We start from the raw sequence: 18,862 nt of genomic DNA, 5'->3' as shown, positions 1-18,862 counted from the left end.
TAAATATTAAAATATTCCGTTAAAATACCAATAATCATGTTTTATAAGGAGGAGAAATTATGTTACAAGTAATGCCTTTAAATAGTGAAGACTATAATTTAATTACAGCTGCTGAAAAAGTAATCGAAAAAAACTATAAATATGGTCGTCATCATATCGGTTCAGCTGTACGAACTAAAACGGGTAATATTTATGCAGCAGTGCATGTTGAAGCAAATGTTGGAAGAATAACAGTATGTGGTGAAGCCATGGCAATAGGAAAATCTATTTCCGAAGGTGATCATGAATTTGATACCATTGTAGCAGTTGCACACCCACACCCTCATGAAGATATAGAAAAATGTTGGGTTGTTGCTCCATGTGGGATGTGTCGAGAATTAATAAGTGATTACGGAAAAAATACGAATGTTATACTCTCTTATAATGGTGAACTTGTAAAATGTAACGTAATGGAATTATTACCTGAAAAGTATACAAGTGAAGTAGAATAATCATTCCTGTTTTCCATTCATTAAATAATATTATTCCAATAAAAAACAATCCATTTTAAAAACGGATTGTTTTTTTATTTCTGTTTTTTGCAGTTTATTTTATTTTTCTATTTTCAATACTGATAGAATTACATTAATAAAAATGAAATTCAAATACGCAATCGAGCCTCGCCCTGTATTTTTCATTTGAAAACCAAAATAGAATTTACCCTTACATTCAAAAAAACATTAATATAAGATCTCTAAAATGAGGGATCTTATCATACCAATCTATAACAATTCTGTCTTCTTCCCTTGCCTGTTTCCTTTAGTACATATGATTTTAAAACTAGTGCTGTTAATGAATCCGTTAATGTTTTATATGATAAATTAGATAATGCTAATAGATCGTTCGTATATAACATTCTATGCTTCTCTAATAATAATAGTACTAATCGTTCAGACGGTTTTAATGCCTCATCACTTTCTAGTATAAAGTCGATATTTTTCATTTCTCTAATTATTACTCCTTAAATAAAAAAATACTTACACAACTAATTTAATATAAAAATAATACACAACAAAATCTGAAATATATTAAAATAACATTGTTTTAAAACACTATTATACTATAACATAGAAAAAGCATTTCCCGAAATAGGAAATGCTTTTTCTATATTACTTATAGGTTTCTTCTCAATTAACTCCTTAAATATTTCTTGCGATATGCGGCTTACTGTAATGACTTGTTCCACCGCCACCTACTACTACTTTACCGCCTTTTTCAAAAATTAATAATTTACTTGAACCATCTGCAAGAAGTACTGTTACTTCAGCATTGTTACTTGTTGCTACATAAATTACATAACCACTTTTTGATATACACGTTTCCCAATTCGCATCAAATTCTGATCTTACTACACGATTTGAATACACTTGATTCTCAATTCTATCTTGTTCTACGTTCTCCAAATTTATCCCCCTACTTCTCCAAAATAACATTTATAGAAAAATAACAGTTCTATTTAAAATAGTGACTGTCTCTAATATAAATATCATATGTAGTTAATAGAAAGATGCTTGGACGATAAAAACGAAATAGCATGTAAATAATATACGATTAAAACAAGGCAATCGATATTATGTCGATCGCCTTGTTTTCTTAGGTAGTTCTTCATTTTTCTTTTCGTACGGCTTCAAAAGTAAACATTTGATTAGCATTTGACGGTTCATTTTCATAAACATAATCAGCAGAACAAGCAATGTTAGAGAAACCTATACTTTCTAACAGAAGTTTAAACTCTTCTATTCCATACCAGCGCATCGCAAAGCGTTGTAGTTCTGTTTGTACTAACTGTCCTTTACTCCATTTTTCATATTTTAAATATGATAGAGTAACTTGGTTCAGCCAATCTATTTCAATTGATTTATTTTCTAATGTAATTCCGTCTCCGCTCGGTAAAGAAAAAGTCGATGTATGAATCTCCCCAGTCTTCCAATCATGTGGAAGCATAATATCTACGATTAATCGCCCGCCTGGATTAAGATGTTCATAAAAACATTTTAATGCATTTATAGAATCTGTACGATTTTCAATTAAACAAAAAGATCCAGTAGGAATGATAATTGCCTCATATTTATGTGGCAGTGAAAATTGTTGTAAACTTCCTTCATATAAATTAGGATGTAATCCTCTCTCTTTACACCGTATATGGCAAGAATCTAGCATTTCAGGTGAATAATCTATCCCATCTACTGTAAAACCAGCTTCAAGAAGTGGGATAATGACACGCCCTGATCCTACTGCCGCTTCGAGAATTCTTCCGGTGCAATTTTTTAAACGTTCTTCGTAATACTCAATATCACCATTTAAAGAATAACCGACAGGCTTTGTGAAATCATAAAGTTCCGTGCAAAGTGTACTATAAAAACTAAACATTTATTTTCTCCTCCGTTTTTTACGTACGGAAGATTTTCTTTCAATTAATCTTCCTGTACCTTTACTTTTAATGAAAATTCGAAAGAGCTGACTGTCATAATATATCACTCGCTTTCCATACAATATAATCATATTATATAACATTTCCTTGCGAATGAAAATTCAGAATTTTACCAAGAGGAGCCTATGATGAATTCATTCATTATATTTTTTTACTTCTTATTGCTTTTAATGCCGTAATTTTCTTTATTGCAAAGAAGTATAGACGAATATGGAAAATTACAAGTGGCATTTTCATTCTTTCTTCCCCCATCGTTTTCTTTGCCACTTTGCATGTAATTGGTGAAAAAGTAGGAGATGGATTCGCTGGAGGTTTTGCTGGGCTTACATTTAGTGGCCTATTGATCATAAATGCAATTTTTTTATTTATTGTAAGCCTTTTTGTATCTACCAATAAAAAGTGAAAGGCAGAAACGTTGATTTTATAACGTTTCTGCCTTTTCAATTTCATGTGATCTTATTTCACAATTGGTAATGTCACTTCACTTAATTTTACTGTTAACTTTGTTCCCGCTTTCGGTCTAATTGTATAATCATAGTCGCTAGCAATTAAAACGACCCCTATTTGATGCCCAGCTTTAAAGACATAATCATCTGGCTGCATGTCCCATGTAAATGTATAATCTTTGCCCGGTTGAATCGCTGTTGAAGTTTCTATACTCTTTAAGTTTTGTGGATCCATCCAGCCTCGTGTTACGATTTCCGGCTTCGTTCCTCCATAGTCAACAAGTAATGCTGTTAAATTTGATACAGATCGATCAATATTTCCTGTAATTGAAATCTTTGGTGTGCCACTTATGCGCATATCTTTTTGCAGTACAGGCATTGTATACACTAATCGATTGGCTACTTCTAATTCTGGGCTTGCTATTAATTGATTTGATTTCATTTTTGCATCATCTGCGAATGAGAAAACTTTATTTGCAGAGCCCATACTTAATGGTAAATTAACTGCTTTGTTACTTAAATACATACGAACTTTGGACGGCACCGCTGATGGATCTGGCCAGTTTTTTAATTTTTCCCAAGTTTTATTTTCACGTTGTACATCAACCATTGGTTCATTCATAATCCCATTTTCAATTCCATACAGCCAGTAATCGAACCATTTATTTTGTGTTCTTTGCCAGTCATTCGTTGATGTTCCACCGTGTCCACCTTGATGTAACCACATTTTACGAGGGACATCATTCTCTCCAAGTGCTTCCCACCATTGCGCAAACTGCTTCGTCTTTACATTCCAATCATTTAAACCATGAACAACAAATACACTCGCTTTTACGTTTTTAGCATCTTTTACATAATTACGTTTGTCCCAAAAATTATTATAATTACCAGTTTTCCGGTCCTGTCCTGCTGTTAACTCTTTTATTACTTGTCCACAAACTTCAGGATTTTCTCTTGTTAGTACTGCTTCTGCCATATTATCTGTATCTTCTCCTTGGTATCCACCTGGCGCAATGACTGCACCATTTGCACGATAATAATCATACCAACTACTAATCGCTGCAATTGGTATAATTGTTTTTAACCCTTCAACGCCTGTCGTTGCAACAGCATTCGGTAACGTACCATTATAAGAGACTCCAGTCATACCTACATTTCCTGTTGACCAATCGGCTTTAACTTCCTCACCATTTTCTGTATATGCTTTCGCACGTCCATTTACCCAATCAATGACAGATTTCGTCCCTAATATTTCTTGTTCGTCCCCAGTAGTCGGACATCCATCTGATTTTCCAGTTCCAATACTTTCACCTAAAATGACTGCATAGCCTCTTGGTACATAATAATTTCCGTATGAACCAAGATTAACAGCTCCATACGGTTTGCCTTCATACGCATACAATTCTTCATCTACATTATATACAGGAACGTCTTTTAAACCCGCTCGATATGGACTCATTTCATATATAACAGGAACTTTCACATTTGGATCAGTTTTTGGACGCATAACTTTTACTGATACTCGATCTTTTTTTCCATCTCGATCACTATCTACTTCCGTTTCTACAAATAAATTTTCAACAATCGCTTCATCAAGCGAGTAAATCGGTTTTGTCATCCCATTCTCTAATTCAATCTTCGTGTTTGAACGTAACGCTTCTGAGATTTTTCCATTTAATTTAACGTCATTCTTATTTATGTAGTTTGTGTCTTTATTGTCCGCATACGCAGTCATACTAGAAACACCTGATGCAATTGATAAAGATAATATTGCTGATAGTGTAGCTATTTTCTTTTTCCCCATACTCTTTCCTCCCCATATATTTCTCCTTTTACTATACAACAAAATCACTGAAAATTCAGTTAATATCTCATACAACCACTTGAGAAATTTGCAGAACACTCTTCCAACGATTTTTTGAAGTTATTTATTCTCGTTTACTACTCACATATAATCAATTAGAAGCATCGCCTATTAATAGACGATGCTTCTAATCGTATTAAATTATTCATTCTTCATAGTTATATAAAACCGTATTTCTCCCTCTATAGTAGATACACCATAGTCAAAACCATGCCTTTCTAAAATACTTTTCACGATTGCTAAACCTAGTCCTGTACCTGAATGGTCTTTACTACGAGAAGATTCTAAGACGTAAAAAGGCTCCCAAATTTTATCGATATCTTTCATTTGTTCAGCATTCATACCATTTTGAATTTGAAAATATACACTTTCATTTCGATCTTCTAAAGTAATTTTTATATTTTGATTTGTTGTATATTTTATCCCATTGGAAATTAAATTTTGTAATACCATACTCATTTTATTTACATCTGCATAAATAATTGCATCGCCAACATTATAATTCACATGCAAATCAATTTCTTTTGAATCCAGTTCAATCTTATGCTTATCTATAATACTTTGGAGTAGTGATTTAATAGAGAATTCTTCTTTTTGCAAAACATCTCTTTCCAATTTAGAAAATCGTAATAATTCTTCAATTAAATTTGATATTTGATCTGTTTGTTTAATGATTGTATCTATGTACGTACCATCATCTAGACCATCTTTTATTCCCATAGAATATGCTTTTACTAGTGCTATTGGTGTTTTTAATTCATGCGTCACATCACCCATAAATCGTTTTAAATGTTCATTTCGATCTGTTAAATCTTCATGGGCTTCATGTAGTTTTTCACTCATGATATTAATACTAGTGGCTAAGTCTCCTATTTCATCATTCGTTTTCACTTTTGTCTTTTTAAACTTTAAACGTGAAATATCTTCTGCGACATCACTTAATTCTTTCAGTGGTGTCGTAATTGCTTTTGACAATATCCATACAAGTACAATAATAAGTAAAATCGTCATACCTAAAATGAATAAATACAATGCGTTTAACGTTTTTATTATTTCATTCGAATGTGCGATAGAAACCCCTACTAAAATCAACATATCGTTTTTCGCAATATATTTCACAAAAAAACTAGATTTGGTTTTCTCTTGATCATATATTTTATTCAATTGTCCGAAGTTCTTTACTTTTATTATTTCACCTTTTGTAATCCAAAGTTTATTAAGGGCAACTCTTTTCCTTGTAAGTTGCAAGCGTAACTCATCATTAATATGATCTTCCGAATTGTTAATTGATGTATACGCAATCGTAACAGTTCCTTTATTTTCAATGCTAGAAATTGCTTCATCTATTTGTTCGCTCGGTATGGACTGTATTTGTGCTGTAATACCTTTTAAACTTTCTCGTGTTTTGTAAATATTATATTTCGGTAAAAGATAGTTAATTAATAATAAAGAAATCGTAAAAATAAGAATAACAGTTAAAGAAATGCTGAGAAATAGTTTTTTTCCAAGTTTATTCACTCTGTTCCTCCAAACTATATCCTAGCCCACGATGCGTCTTTATAATATTTTCTCCAACTTTTTTACGTAATCTTCTTACATGTGTATCAACAGTTCGCTCTTCTCCAAAGTAGTCAAATCCCCATACGATATCTAACAATTTTTTACGAGTTAAAATCATGCCTTTATGATTTAAAAAACACTTTATTAATTCTAGCTCTGTTTTTGTAATATCTAACTCTTTGTCATTTTTATAAACTTTATTTTTAGTGAAATCAATTTTCAAATCTTGAACTTGAATGACATCATCATGCTGTATTAGCTTTTTCGCTCGCGTAATGAGTACGCCTGGATGAAATGGTTTTTTTACGTATTCATCTGCCCCACTTTGAAGCGCTGCTAATTCATCTTCACTTTCACTTTTTGCCGTAAGCATTAATACCTTTACGCTTGAATTCTTTTTTATTTCTTGACAGACAGTAATACCACTATGTTTCGGCATCATCCAATCTAAAATAGCTAAATCAATTTTCTCATCATAAAATATTTGAAGTGCTTCCTCTCCATCTTTCGCTAATAACACTTCGAAGCCTTCTTTTTCAAAATAAGCTTTTAAAATCCTTAACATATCTTGTTCATCATCTGCAATTAATACTTTCATGAATGATCCTCCATTACTTTTAAACAAAAACCAAATGTATTATACAACTTCTTTGTTACATAAATGTGACAGAAAAATATTTGAACTTTTTAAGGGTATAGTAAAGACGAGGTGTTATATTATGATTAAAAAAATCGGGGTCATTACTCTTCTTTGTTTCTTATTATCGACAAACGTGTTCGCAAATAGTAATCAACAAATTGAAGTATTTGATTGCAAAAAAGAAATGGTCGTTCAAAAACAATCTTTAGATTCAGCTATTCAAAAAGAAGCTGTTCAATATGCTAAATCTATTACTGGCCCGTTCAAAAACTTAAATGTCGTTCCAAAAGATGGTCACATGATAAAAATCCCTTTATCTAAACCAGTTTCTATTACAAATCAATGGCTACAAACTACAATTGATGAAGTACTTATTCTTCTACCACTTAACGAAAAACCTTATATTATGCTTTACGACGATGAAAATAATCCACACTTCTATTATGTAAAAGGTGATCCGAAGGGATTATTGAAAGAAATGAATGTTAAATTATAATGTAAGAAAGATCCCATAAATATCATTTGTGGGATCTTTCTTTATCAGTTAGCAACTGCATTTTCATTTAAAAAATGAATAATCTGTCTTTTATGATGGTTATCATGCTCTATAAATTCTTTAATAATATAAATAAGAGAATACGGCGTTCCAGTATGAGGACAGTATGATACCCCATTGGCCGTTAAAGGTTTCTCTAGATTTCCAGCAGGCAGTAATCTAAGTTCTTTTACAAGTAACTCTCTTTTAGCTTCTGCTTCTTCAAGAAGTTTCATTTTAGATATACCTGATTTGGCATAATTAGATGCTAGTTTATTATATGTATCAAAATCAGGAAAATCCATTCCCTGTCCATCTCTCACTGATGATAATGTCTCACGTAGAAGATAGTCATCCCAGTTCATAATATGAGATACGATCTCACCAACAGTCCATTTCCCTTCTGATATTGGTGCCACCCACAATTCCTCTTTCATACCTTTCAATGTATTTATCCAAATTGAATATTCATTGAAATCATTAATAATTTTATTTTCTCCCATTATCCAATTCCCCATTCTAATAGTAGATTCATATAAATTATACCACCCATCCACCTAAAAAACAGAACAAAAGTTCCGATAGAAGAGATAAATAATAATTAACTATATCCTTTTATATATGTTCACATAATGACTCGCTCCTACATATTTTGTCCCTTTCACAAATCCACTTGAAGTATAAAATTTGTCTCCCTGTTCTGTATCTGTATGCAAGACAACAATATTAAAATATTTTTTCGCATCGCTTAAAATTCGCAATAACAGTAACCTCCCTACTCCTTTCCTTCGGTATTCTTTTGCAATATAAAATCTCCTTACCCTACCAATCTTATAGTTTTCTGTATATGGATCTTCATTTAACCCTCCTATTCCAATTAACTTTTCTCCTTGAAAAATACCATATAGACATTCACCAATTTTATTAAATGTGTTTATTTTATTTTCATATTCACTTATTAGTTTTACTAGAAAATTAAATCCTTCTTCTTTGCTTTCTTGGACAAGATAATCGTGTTCATATATCATTAAATCTTCAATTTGTTGAATATGTATATCTTTCAAATAAATTCCCCCTTAATATGAAAATATATAAAAATGCTCAAGAATTTTTTATTCTGAGCATTTTTATGGTTATTATTTTATTCAATTCGTAGCATGCGTATTTTGCACTTTAAGTAAAATGCCCTTAAGCTCCATTAAATCATCTATTACTATATCCGCCTGAACAAGTTCATCTTCTTGTGCAAAATCAAAATTACATCCAATCGCAAATAAGCCATTATCTTTGGCTGCGTTTATATCAGATAATCGGTCCCCAACTATAGCTGCTTCTTTTATATCATATTTGTTCAAAATACTTTTTACTAAGTCGCTTTTATTAAGCGAGTTTATTTGTTCAATACTAAATGTTTCAGTAACCCATTGGTCTAAAGCATAATAAGATACGATTGCTCGTAAGTATTCAGTTAAACCATTACTTGCAATATAAATTGAACAATTATTTTCTTTTATATATGTAAAAATCTCTTTTACATTCGGATATAAAGCACCTTTTCCACTCTTAATGTTTTCAATTAATCTTTCTAAAAAATATGCATCAGTTTGTTCTCTTACTTCAATAGAATGATTCGGTAGTAACACTTCCCAAACTTTCGGTAACGGCACGCCCATAATTTCACGGTACTTATCAATAGGTGTTACCGTATCCCATAATTTTAATGAACGTAAATGATTAAAAGTATCATCTAACGATAATTCTAAAATTTTATCTGTTTGAAATAACGTTCCGTCCATATCAAAAATGAATGCTTGTAACATTTCATTCCCTCCTTTTGAACTATAAGTTTTACTCGATATATTTTTCAACATCTCAACGATAATTTCTGAACAATAGTTTGCGGCCGTTTTCGCGAAGTCATCATAAGAAATTTGTGCTGCATCGTCTGCACTGTCAGAAATGCATCGTATTACGAGAAACGGTACTTCATTTATGTAAGCAACATGTCCAATTGCTGCACCTTCCATCTCTGTACAATGCGCTGCATATTCATCTATTAATTTCGCTTTTAGTTTTGAATCTTCAACAAAACATTCACCGCTTACGATTCTTCCTTCATGAACCCCAATATGTAAACTACTACTATTGCATGCAGTACGTGCTAACTCCATTAATTTCTTACTTGCGTGAAATTCCTCTTGGAACGGGAATAAGTTTTTCATTTGAGTCTTACTTACATCATGATGGGTTACGTTAGTTGAAATGACTACATCTCCAACTTTTACATCTGGATGTAGCCCGCCAGCAACACCCGTATTAATGATAGCATCTACATCAAATTTATGAATTAACGTTTGCGTACATGCGGCTGCATTTACTTTCCCTACACCACATCTTGTAACAATCACTTCCATTCCCATGAATTCTCCAACGTAAAAAGGCATCCCCGCAATTGTCTGTTTCTCTTGTATAGCTAGTTTTTCTAAAAGTAAGTCTATTTCAATTTGCATTGCTCCGATAATGCCGATTCTGTTCATGTATGTTGTCCCCTTTTTTTCTTATAAATCTGCCAATATATTATGTAATACACCGTAATTTTCAGCTATCCAATTCATTTCATTCGCAAAACGTGAAGGTGGTACACTATGCTGTTCCATATTGGCATGAATCCACCAAGTACTCTCCATGTACCAAAGCATTTGAATTGCCCGAACAATATTCCCTACTGGAAAGTCTAATTCATTGCGGTACCCCGCTAAGAATGATGCAACAAGACTCTTACTTAAAACCTCATCATGTAAGGTACAAGATATAACCGCACGCCCAATGTCCAACTCTACATAATCATAATCCATACGATCAAAATCTAGAATTGCTGAGACTTTATCGTTATGGAATAAGAAATTATCTACCCATAGATCGCGTATCGTTCTTTATTATATTGCTTTCATACAAAGTTCCTACATTCGTTTCGAGTTTCCACTTCAAGTTTAACCAACCACGATGAATTGGAATTACTTTTTGTATTTGAAATTCAAATAAAGATTCGCACTCTACTTGCAGCTCTTGTAATATCATATTAGCTTTTTCATTAGATAACGACTCTATCATCTTTTTTCCTTTCTTAACTTGCTGTTCCTTTCATCCTCTCTACCATAACTGAAATTAAAAATTTTGGAAGTACAAGTTGTCTCTTAAATCTTTTCGGCTGTGAAAGTAACCTATATAGCCATTCAGTTCCAGTATCCCTCATAATTTTTGGTGCTCTTTTTACAGTACCAGATAATATATCGATCATACCACCAATACCAATAGATAGTGGAACGTTTAATGTTTGTATGTTTTCATAGATGAATTCTTCTTGTTTTGGTGAACCTAGTCCTACTAGCAATAAGTGCGGCTTGAATTTCTTTATTTTCATTTTTACTTTTTCTATTTCCTCACCATTTACAAATCCATGCTGTCCTTTAAACTGTGCTCCTGGGAACTGCTCATTTAATTTTTCTAATGCCTTTTTATTACTTTCTGGAGCAGCTCCAAAAAGAAAGACACGGTATCGATTATCGTTACAATATTTTATTAAATCGTGAGTGATATCAGCCCCAGTGACGCGTTCTTTCAGCGTTCCTTTTAATATTTTCGAGCCAATTATGACACCAATTCCATCCGCTGTTATTAAATCCGCAGATAGTAACATCTTTTTAAACTGTTTAGATTTAGCCGTGTTTTCCTTTGCAGACATCACAATCTCAGGATTTGCAGTTACTACAAACCTTGGTTTCTCTCGTTGTTCATGCACCCAATCTTTTAATAAACTTATAGCCTTTTCATATTCTAAAGTTGAAAAAGGTATTCCCTTTATAAGTTGGTGATCCACTATACTCTCTCCCTACATAAGCCTCAAATATTCATCAATATCTTTAGAAATTTGTCTAAAAGCTTTATCCCAAAATACATAGCTCGTTATATCTGTTTCAAAATGTTTTTTCATAAGTTCTTCCACTGGAGCTTTTCCTGTTTCTCGTAAAAACTCTTTATATTTCAAGTGAAAAGTACTTTTACTTTCTTGAGCTATTTCTAATAAACTAAAACTAACTAAATAGCCAAATGTGTATGGATAATTATAAAAAGGAACATCTGCTATATAAAATTGAATATATTTCACCCAAACAAACGGCTGATATTCTAATAATGCATTCCCGTATGCTTTTTCTTGCGCTGCTATAGATAATTTCTCGATTTCATCAGCACTTAAAGGACTTTCTTTACATTTCTCATAAAAGTTCTTCTCAAATTCGAACGATGCTCGAATTGCCATTACATAATTAAAACAGTTTCTTATTTTCCAGCTAAGCAATGACTTTTTCATATCTATGCTATCTGTTGTTTGAATTAAATAATTTATAAGCACGGTTTCAAAGAAAATAGATGCTGATTCAGCTGTACTCATTGGCAAATAATCATCTAAAAAAGAAGAGGATTGTTCAAAACTCATATTATAAAAATGCCAAGCATGTCCTAGTTCGTGGGCAAGTACTCTTACACTATCGATACTTCCGTCGTAACGCATAGAGATTCGTGATTCTTTCTCACTGAAAAAAGGTGCACAAAATCCACCTGGTGGTTTACTATCTCTCGGTTCTGCATCTACCCAACCACTTTCTATCGCATGACGTGCAAATTCTGCTAATTCTTCATCTATATTTTTTAAAGCATCGTATATGTTTTGTACTGCTACTGAAAAAGGAATAATAACCTCATCATTCGCCTTTACTGTCATAAGTTCATGCCATGTAATTGAAGCTCTGCCTTTCTTATACACATTTAAAGCACTAACTAATTTATCTAGATTTTCTTCTGTCGCATTCCACATTTGCAATAATACAGTTTCTGAAATGCCATTTGCATGTAAAGATTGAGTTAAAATATCTATGTCTTCTAATTCATTACTCTTTGTATTACGCAATCTTCCTATTTGATTTAATACAGTAGCAAAAATTTCTTTCTCCTTATGTAAAGCACATGTTAATGACTCGAATACTTCTAGCCTTTCCTTTTCATTATCACTATTCATTGCAACATGATTTCCTTGTCCAAATGATAATTGCTTATTATTGTGCTTTATTTCTATCCTATTCCTTAATTGTATGTACATATTTTCCCACGCATTTAGTTCATCTTTTATTAGCCTAGTATTATCGGTAATTTCCATCTCACTTTGCTGTATGACTTGCTGCACTTCACTTTTTACTTCCTTTACTTTCACAGTCAATCTAGTGTTATCCGATGCAACACTTTCTTCAGCCAATCGACAGTACAAATAGTATTCTGCTTTTTCAATAGCTTGTATAAGTTTTGAAAGAATATCTATATCTTTTGTTACAAAATATTGTTCTTTCAACTCCAATATTGGTACTAGAATATCCCCCTTTGAATACAATCTATCTAAATCCCACGTAGCAATTTCATTCATTTTTATAGCCGCCTCCTATTTTTACAAATAGTTACAGATATTCTCCCTACACAATTATATATGAAATGAATAATTTTTAATATCTTGAAATATTTAGATTTTTATAAACAAAACACTTCAACATATAAAAAAGATGACTCTGTTCACAACAGAATCATCTTTTTTATATCTTATATTTAGCATTTTCATACTAATTTCATAAAAAAATAATTTATATATTTAGTAACTGCTTTTTCTTCATATTAAATTCATCTTCTGTAATAACGCCCATATCTAATAATCCCTTAAATTTTTTCAGCTCATCTGCTACAGAAATAGTAGCATTTGTTGCTGGTCTTTCCTCAACTTTTTCTTTTTTTAATGAATCTAAAACTTGATGAACATTATTATTAATAGCAGTTGCTGACTCTTTATCTAAAGAAATATTAAATTTTTCTTGAGGAGTATCAATTGTTAAGACCCCAAATAATAATCCTTTTTCAAATGTTATATCATTTATTTTTTCGTAAGCTACAGATTTGAATTTCTCACCAGTTAAAGATTTTTGTCCAAACATAATTCGTTTATTCGTAATAGCATATGCAAAATTACGATCATGTTTTGTTGCAGATTCATAATTATGTAAACCGATAAATGTCATTAAAACTTCTTCGTCTTGCATTAAGTTTGTTTCAAGTACTCCGAAATGCTTTAAGCCCCACTTTTCATTATGTCCAGAACCGAATTTATTTTCAACACTGTATTGATACATTCCTTCAGCAGTAGACATCGGATTTTTAGCAATTTTTTCTGCTCTTGCATTCATTATAGCTTTCTTCTCTTCAATCATTTCTTTAATTTCTTCAATTGTAATTTTATTTACAGGTATAACAGTCATACCACCCGCTTCTTTCAAGCAATCTGGACAAATCCAAGCATTTGATTTTTTTACTTTGTATCGATTCAAGCCAACCTTATTCTCACAAACACCACATGCTACTTTTAAACTAAAAAAACTCATAATTAACCTCCAAGTTTCTATATCATCATTCTATTATTTTCAATAATATTTAGTCCCCTATTTTATAATTCATACTAAAAGGTTATTTAATATGTATAGATTCCATTTATCCATAGAGAAACAAATATTTTAACACTAATCATTTCAAGCATCAACAGCACTTTATTATTTGGAAATAATTACATCACAAAAAAAGGATTGATCAAAAGATCAATCCTTTACTCTACTTCATTTAAGAAAAATAACGTTATAACACCCGGTCCTGTATGTGCTCCGATTGCTGCACCAATTGTATTTACGATAAATACTTCACAGCCAAATCTATCAGTAATTAATGCTTTTAATGCTTCAGCTGTTTCTAAGTCATCACCATGAGTCATTGCGATTGTTTGACCTTTAAGTTCCTTTCCGCGCTCTTCCATTATATCGACAATTCGGCCAAGTACTTTCTTTTTCCCTCGGACTTTTTCAAGTGGTACAAGCTTTCCTTCTTCCACGTTTAAGATTGGCTTAATGTTTAGTAAACCACCGATAAATCCTGCGACTTTACTTAAACGTCCACCTCTCACTAAGTACTGTAAGTCAGCTACAGTGAAGATATGTTCCATATGGTTCATTAGAAAATCAACACGTTTTAAAATATCTTCTTTTGATGCACCGTCTTTCGCCATTTTAGCAGCTTCTAATACGACAAGCCCTTGACCAAGCGAAGCACATTTCGTATCAATAATTTCTAAATCCAAGTTAGCATGTGTTTCTTTTACTTCCTCTTTAATGAGAACTGATGATTGATATGTACCAGACAGTTCAGATGAAAAAGCTAAATATATACAAGGATTACCTTCTTTTGCATAAGAAACAAATTTTTCCTGGAAAGTTTCAAGTGAAGGCAATGACGTTCTATAAACAGCGCCTTCTCTCATATTTTGCAATAATGTAACTGACTCTAATGTAACTCCATCTAAATACTCTGTTTCTGCTTCATCATAAACACGGAGTGGAATTAAATCAATATCATATGCTTGCAGCAATTCTACCGGTAAATCCGCTGCACTATCCGTAATGATTTTAACACCCATTTTTAAACCTCTATTCTGTTATAAATATAAAAAATATAAAATAAAAATAGTACTTTTAAATTATATACGTAAAACTTAAATGAAGAAAGGAAAACACTTTATATTGTATGCACTATTCTTCAAAACTTGAACTGATAATAAAAATCATGCCATTATAATCACTTTTTTCCTGATATTATATTCTATATAATAAGAAAATTACATTTTTTATAAAGGGGAGATATAAATGAGTATTCAAATGGCTACATCTAATGATTTAGAATGGATTAATAATCAATACGACTCAATAGGATTTGTACGCAGTGATTTAAAAAGAGATAAAGTTGCAATCATTACATATAACAATGAGTATGCAGGTGTTGGCCGGTTAGTCCAAATAGATGAAGATACTTTAGAAATGGGTGGGATACTTATTCTTCCTAAATTTAGAGGTCTACAATTAGCTGGGGAACTTGTTTCATTTTTAGTAGAAACTGCGAAGAAATTACAAGTACAACATGTATATTGCCTTCCTTTTGAGGAATTAGAAAACTTTTATAAGAAATATGGCTATACTGAGGTCGATACTACGAAAGAATTTGTTCATCCCATTATTCTAGAAAAATATAATTGGTGTTTGGATCATTATGAAAAGCATGTTTTATTATTTAAGTTGTAAAGGTACCTAAAGTGAGTATATATATTAATTATACTTGCCCATAGATAATAACCCTACTTTATTTGGTCTACATCAGCTTCTACAAGATATACTATTACTACTTACGCTATCTTTTTCCTTAACCTTACTTTTGTATAAAAGATTAGTTTGTTTAAAATTACCTTAAATCGTATTTAAATAAACTAATCGAAACGCGAATTCCTATATAATACAATTAAGTAATTAAAAGGAGCGTTATTTATGATAGATGTAGTAAGACTCGTTATCTTTACTGTAGTTGCAATTGGTGCCATTATTAACATATACATAGAATTAAAAAAACCTAAAAAAAGTATATTCTCAATCGTTTTTTTATCAGTACTCTTAATTGGATCCTCAGGGTTAATTAAAAATATTTTATCTCAACTTTTATAATAGATTGATTAAAAATCAACCTCCCGTCAATAATGTAAGTAACATGATTGTATCTCTCCATTCCCCCTTTGGAGAGGAGCAGTTAGCTTTTGCTAACTGCTCTTTTATTTGAAAATACGATTTCATCTATTATCCACAAAATAAGTATCATACGCCTTATCAAAAACATATCCTAGTTTTTCAGCTAGTTTTGCAGATGTAGTATTCGCTGCATCCCAGTTTGGGTATATCTCTTTTTCTAAACAGTCCAAGATTAGTGCTGCACTAACTATAGTCGCTAACCCTTTTCTTCTATGATTGTAATTAGTCGCTACTTCAATTTCAATCCCGCTATCATAAATGCTATATGATGATGCACCGCATACAACTTCTCCTTTATACAAAATACAATACCCTATACCTCGGTTTATATAATCTTCTACTGATTGAAATTGACTTGTAAAATCTTTAGAGACTTTATGTAATGTAGGGTTATTTACGATATGTTCATCTATTCTTCTTAACTCGTATCCTTTTGGAAACATCGATAATTTCTTTTCGGCTCACAACCCACTTACACCCCATCCCTTCTCTATATGTTTTATCTCATACACATAATATGAGGGGGATATGAGATAAGCTTGGACAATATAACTTTAACGTAGGAATATAGCTACCTACTCATCTCATTAATAATGAAATTACGCCAATAATGAGTAATAACGCATAAATTTCCCTATAAATACATATAACGATTTCATCTTTCATAAAAAAAACGTTATAATGAAGTGTAGCCTCTACGATTACGTTATAAAGGAGATTAAAACAATGGCTAAAATTAAAGTATACCAAGCAAAAGAAGAAAATATGGAAGCAGTAAAAAACATCATTGATGTTGAAGAACAAAATCCAACTGCTGAAAACTTACAAAATCTATACGCATGTGTATTAGATACTGAAGATATGGCATTGCCTGAATCATACATTGAAGAAGATATCTTAATTGATTCTATTGAAGTTATGGTTAACGCTTCTCAAAGCAAAATAAGAGACCTAGGTGCTTACGATGTAATCGAAGTTCAAAACAAAGGTAAGAAAACACAAATTTTATTATTAGCAGACGAAGAATACGAAATCATCGAAGGCTAATCTAAAACCGTACATACGAAAAAGCTCCTTTCCAATTGGAAGGGAGCTTTTTCATTACGCTTTAGATGTTTCGCTCTTTTTATTCTTTTGTTGTTTCTTCATTACCATACGCTCATTTCCCATAAAGAAAATAAATATGAATGCTAAACCAGCTGGTACCAATGCCCACATAAATGTTTGGACAATTGAGCTAGAAAGAGCATCAATAATTTTATCTAATATTTGCGGCGGGATTTGAGATCTTGCCGCTTCTGATAGAATAGCTCTTGAATCTCCTAAAGCGTTTGTATTCATTCCTCCGCTCATACCCTTAAATGCTTCTTCTAATTGATCTTGGAAACCTGTTCTTTGGATCATTCCGAAGATTGTAATACCAAGCGTCATGCCTAATGAACGAATAAAGTTACTCGTTGAAGTCGCAGACCCTCGCTGTTCCATACCAAAGTTGTGGATAGCCGCCATACTTAGTACAGAGAATGAGAAACCAACCCCAAATCCGATAATAATCATATACACTGTTAATAATGCACGACTTGTTTCTGGCGTTAATGTACTTAATAAGAATAGTCCTATTAGCATAATAACAGCAGAAATAATCATAATGTTTCTGTAGCTAAGCTTCGTCGTTAAAAATCCACCTAATTGCGCTGTTACAACTGATCCTAACATCATCGGTAATAGTAGTAATCCTGAGTTTGTTGCGGTACCACCGTATACACCTTGAATGAATAACGGTATGTACACAGTTGCTGACATAAACGCAGCACCGTAACATAATGCAATAATTGTACTCATTCCGAATAAGCGCTGCTTAAACATCTCAAATGATATGATTGGCTCTTCTACTTTTCGTTCAATAAAAATAAATGCAACAATTAAAATAGCGAATGCACCAAATAAACTTAAAATAAAGCTAGAATCCCAGTCATACTTTTGTCCGCCAAGCTCTAAAGCAAACATTAAACAAACTACTGCACCAACTAAAGTAATTGCACCAAACCAGTCAATTTTTTGCTTTCTATGAACTCGTGACTCTTTATAAAAGAATGTAATAAAAATAAGTGCTAAAATGCCAAGCGGTAAGTTAATGTAAAATACCCAGTGCCAGCTAATATAATCTGTAATATACGCGCCAAGCAACGGTCCAAAAATACTCGATAAACCAAATACTGCTCCGAATAAACCGCCCATTTTCCCGCGCTTTTCAGGAGGGAAAATATCAAAAACGATAGTAAACGCGATCGGCACTAATGCCCCGCCGCCAATACCTTGAATGGCACGATAAATACCTAACTGTGTAATATTTTCAGCAGTACCACAAAGTGCCGAACCAATCATAAAAACGATTAAACCAAAAATAAAGAATCTCTTTCTACCATACATATCTGATAGTTTACCGAATATCGGCATGCCTGCCATTTCTGCGACCATATAGGCAGAAACGACCCATACAAAGTTTTCAAGACCTCCTAAGTCACCAACAATCGTTCCCATCGCTGTTACGACAATGGTATTATCCATTGATGCCATTAAAATACCTAGCAATAAGCCCGCCACAACAAAGCCGAGCTTATTATTCTTCTCAACCATAACCT

At 32.3% G+C, this 18,862-nt stretch carries 19 protein-coding genes and 3 pseudogenes; 6 read left to right on the top strand and 16 right to left on the bottom strand.

Annotation, left to right across the window (positions count from 1 at the left end):
- The first annotated feature begins 59 nt into the window (after positions 1-59).
- Positions 60-491, top strand: a complete 432-nt coding sequence (locus LMD38_RS12810; protein WP_062822383.1) for a cytidine deaminase — start codon at positions 60-62, stop codon at positions 489-491.
- Positions 492-751: 260 nt separating this feature from the next.
- Here the strand turns inward: LMD38_RS12810 and LMD38_RS12805 are convergent, their stop codons facing one another.
- The 3 genes from LMD38_RS12805 to LMD38_RS12795 form a co-directional block, all read right to left on the bottom strand.
- Positions 752-982, bottom strand: coding sequence for a hypothetical protein (locus LMD38_RS12805; protein ID WP_000789031.1), 231 nt, complete (start codon positions 980-982; stop codon positions 752-754).
- A 196-nt stretch (positions 983-1,178) separates the two neighbouring features.
- Positions 1,179-1,442: a hypothetical protein gene (locus LMD38_RS12800; protein ID WP_000432426.1), complete on the bottom strand. Its 264-nt coding sequence runs from the start codon at positions 1,440-1,442 to the stop codon at positions 1,179-1,181.
- A gap of 202 nt (positions 1,443-1,644) precedes the next feature.
- On the bottom strand, positions 1,645-2,409 hold the full coding sequence (locus LMD38_RS12795) for a class I SAM-dependent DNA methyltransferase (RefSeq protein WP_016717729.1): 765 nt from the start codon (positions 2,407-2,409) through the stop codon (positions 1,645-1,647).
- 189 nt (positions 2,410-2,598) lie between these two features.
- Between LMD38_RS12795 and LMD38_RS28715 the strand changes: the two are divergent.
- A pseudogene (locus LMD38_RS28715) lies at positions 2,599-2,873 on the top strand (hypothetical protein).
- Positions 2,874-2,926: 53 nt separating this feature from the next.
- Here the strand turns inward: LMD38_RS28715 and LMD38_RS12785 are convergent.
- The 3 genes from LMD38_RS12785 to LMD38_RS12775 all read right to left on the bottom strand — a co-directional run bounded on the left by LMD38_RS12785 (position 2,927) and on the right by LMD38_RS12775 (position 6,938).
- Complete coding sequence (locus LMD38_RS12785; RefSeq protein WP_016717731.1) at positions 2,927-4,720, bottom strand: Xaa-Pro dipeptidyl-peptidase; 1,794 nt, start codon at positions 4,718-4,720, stop codon at positions 2,927-2,929.
- A gap of 201 nt (positions 4,721-4,921) precedes the next feature.
- A complete protein-coding gene (locus LMD38_RS12780; protein ID WP_016717732.1) occupies positions 4,922-6,298 on the bottom strand; it encodes a sensor histidine kinase in 1,377 nt (458 codons plus the stop codon).
- Complete coding sequence (locus tag LMD38_RS12775; RefSeq protein WP_000865980.1) at positions 6,291-6,938, bottom strand: response regulator transcription factor; 648 nt, start codon at positions 6,936-6,938, stop codon at positions 6,291-6,293. Before LMD38_RS12775 ends, LMD38_RS12780 begins: the two co-directional genes overlap by 8 nt.
- Before the next feature lie 121 nt (positions 6,939-7,059).
- Between LMD38_RS12775 and LMD38_RS12770 the strand changes: the two genes are divergently transcribed.
- Complete coding sequence (locus LMD38_RS12770; protein ID WP_016717733.1) at positions 7,060-7,476, top strand: hypothetical protein; 417 nt, start codon at positions 7,060-7,062, stop codon at positions 7,474-7,476.
- A 44-nt stretch (positions 7,477-7,520) separates the two neighbouring features.
- Here the strand turns inward: LMD38_RS12770 and LMD38_RS12765 are convergent, their stop codons facing one another.
- The 8 genes and pseudogenes from LMD38_RS12765 to LMD38_RS12730 form a co-directional block, all read right to left on the bottom strand.
- Complete coding sequence (locus LMD38_RS12765; RefSeq protein ID WP_061182514.1) at positions 7,521-8,018, bottom strand: DinB family protein; 498 nt, start codon at positions 8,016-8,018, stop codon at positions 7,521-7,523.
- Positions 8,019-8,120: 102 nt separating this feature from the next.
- Entirely contained in the window at positions 8,121-8,579 is a 459-nt protein-coding gene (locus LMD38_RS12760; RefSeq protein ID WP_062822382.1) for a GNAT family N-acetyltransferase, read from the bottom strand.
- An 81-nt stretch (positions 8,580-8,660) separates the two neighbouring features.
- Positions 8,661-10,052, bottom strand: a complete 1,392-nt coding sequence (locus LMD38_RS12755; protein ID WP_062822381.1) for a 5'-methylthioadenosine/adenosylhomocysteine nucleosidase — start codon at positions 10,050-10,052, stop codon at positions 8,661-8,663.
- A 21-nt stretch (positions 10,053-10,073) separates the two neighbouring features.
- Positions 10,074-10,626: pseudogene (locus tag LMD38_RS12750) on the bottom strand (phosphotransferase).
- Positions 10,627-10,639: 13 nt separating this feature from the next.
- Positions 10,640-11,392: a WecB/TagA/CpsF family glycosyltransferase gene (locus LMD38_RS12745; RefSeq protein WP_016717736.1), complete on the bottom strand. Its 753-nt coding sequence runs from the start codon at positions 11,390-11,392 to the stop codon at positions 10,640-10,642.
- 12 nt (positions 11,393-11,404) lie between these two features.
- A complete protein-coding gene (locus LMD38_RS12740; RefSeq protein WP_062822380.1) occupies positions 11,405-12,988 on the bottom strand; it encodes a M3 family metallopeptidase in 1,584 nt (527 codons plus the stop codon).
- A 211-nt stretch (positions 12,989-13,199) separates the two neighbouring features.
- Positions 13,200-13,988, bottom strand: a complete 789-nt coding sequence (locus tag LMD38_RS12735; RefSeq protein ID WP_062822379.1) for a PH domain-containing protein — start codon at positions 13,986-13,988, stop codon at positions 13,200-13,202.
- 218 nt (positions 13,989-14,206) lie between these two features.
- Positions 14,207-15,067 carry a DegV family protein gene (locus LMD38_RS12730; protein ID WP_061184292.1) on the bottom strand — a complete coding sequence of 287 codons (861 nt, stop codon included), beginning with the start codon at positions 15,065-15,067 and terminating at the stop codon, positions 14,207-14,209.
- A 226-nt stretch (positions 15,068-15,293) separates the two neighbouring features.
- On the opposite strand from LMD38_RS12730, the gene LMD38_RS12725 reads away from it, so the two are divergent.
- Together LMD38_RS12725 and LMD38_RS12720 are read left to right on the top strand one after the other, a co-directional pair.
- Positions 15,294-15,725 (top strand): GNAT family N-acetyltransferase, encoded by a 432-nt coding sequence (locus tag LMD38_RS12725; protein ID WP_061184265.1) that lies wholly within the window; start codon positions 15,294-15,296, stop codon positions 15,723-15,725.
- A 240-nt stretch (positions 15,726-15,965) separates the two neighbouring features.
- Positions 15,966-16,139: a hypothetical protein gene (locus tag LMD38_RS12720; protein ID WP_046647385.1), complete on the top strand. Its 174-nt coding sequence runs from the start codon at positions 15,966-15,968 to the stop codon at positions 16,137-16,139.
- Positions 16,140-16,261: 122 nt separating this feature from the next.
- Here the strand turns inward: LMD38_RS12720 and LMD38_RS12715 are convergent.
- Positions 16,262-16,669, bottom strand: a pseudogene (locus tag LMD38_RS12715) (GNAT family N-acetyltransferase); the annotation flags it as partial.
- Positions 16,670-16,946: 277 nt separating this feature from the next.
- Between LMD38_RS12715 and LMD38_RS12710 the strand changes: the two are divergent.
- Positions 16,947-17,267, top strand: a complete 321-nt coding sequence (locus tag LMD38_RS12710) for a hypothetical protein (RefSeq protein WP_001062732.1) — start codon at positions 16,947-16,949, stop codon at positions 17,265-17,267.
- Positions 17,268-17,321: 54 nt separating this feature from the next.
- Here LMD38_RS12710 and LMD38_RS12705 read toward each other — a convergent pair whose 3' ends face one another.
- Complete coding sequence (locus LMD38_RS12705) at positions 17,322-18,857, bottom strand: MDR family MFS transporter (protein ID WP_016717743.1); 1,536 nt, start codon at positions 18,855-18,857, stop codon at positions 17,322-17,324.
- Positions 18,858-18,862 lie beyond the last annotated feature (5 nt).

Source organism: Bacillus pacificus (assembly GCF_020861345.1).
Classification (GTDB): Bacteria; Bacillota; Bacilli; order Bacillales; family Bacillaceae_G; genus Bacillus_A; species Bacillus_A pacificus.
The sequence above is the reverse complement of the archived record's forward strand: the minus strand, read 5'-3'. Positions and strand labels throughout refer to the sequence as shown.

Coding starts and splice junctions, on each gene's coding strand:
- LMD38_RS12810 (WP_062822383.1), top strand. CDS start 60: ATGTTACAAGTAATGCCTTTAAATAGTGAAGACTATAATTTAATTACA.
- LMD38_RS12805 (WP_000789031.1), bottom strand. CDS start 982: ATGAAAAATATCGACTTTATACTAGAAAGTGATGAGGCATTAAAACCG.
- LMD38_RS12795 (WP_016717729.1), bottom strand. CDS start 2,409: ATGTTTAGTTTTTATAGTACACTTTGCACGGAACTTTATGATTTCACA.
- LMD38_RS12785 (WP_016717731.1), bottom strand. CDS start 4,720: ATGGGGAAAAAGAAAATAGCTACACTATCAGCAATATTATCTTTATCA.
- LMD38_RS12775 (WP_000865980.1), bottom strand. CDS start 6,938: ATGAAAGTATTAATTGCAGATGATGAACAAGATATGTTAAGGATTTTA.
- LMD38_RS12770 (WP_016717733.1), top strand. CDS start 7,060: ATGATTAAAAAAATCGGGGTCATTACTCTTCTTTGTTTCTTATTATCG.
- LMD38_RS12765 (WP_061182514.1), bottom strand. CDS start 8,018: ATGGGAGAAAATAAAATTATTAATGATTTCAATGAATATTCAATTTGG.
- LMD38_RS12755 (WP_062822381.1), bottom strand. CDS start 10,052: ATGAACAGAATCGGCATTATCGGAGCAATGCAAATTGAAATAGACTTA.
- LMD38_RS12740 (WP_062822380.1), bottom strand. CDS start 12,988: ATGAATGAAATTGCTACGTGGGATTTAGATAGATTGTATTCAAAGGGG.
- LMD38_RS12735 (WP_062822379.1), bottom strand. CDS start 13,988: ATGAGTTTTTTTAGTTTAAAAGTAGCATGTGGTGTTTGTGAGAATAAG.
- LMD38_RS12730 (WP_061184292.1), bottom strand. CDS start 15,067: ATGGGTGTTAAAATCATTACGGATAGTGCAGCGGATTTACCGGTAGAA.
- LMD38_RS12725 (WP_061184265.1), top strand. CDS start 15,294: ATGAGTATTCAAATGGCTACATCTAATGATTTAGAATGGATTAATAAT.
- LMD38_RS12720 (WP_046647385.1), top strand. CDS start 15,966: ATGATAGATGTAGTAAGACTCGTTATCTTTACTGTAGTTGCAATTGGT.
- LMD38_RS12710 (WP_001062732.1), top strand. CDS start 16,947: ATGGCTAAAATTAAAGTATACCAAGCAAAAGAAGAAAATATGGAAGCA.
- LMD38_RS12705 (WP_016717743.1), bottom strand. CDS start 18,857: ATGGTTGAGAAGAATAATAAGCTCGGCTTTGTTGTGGCGGGCTTATTG.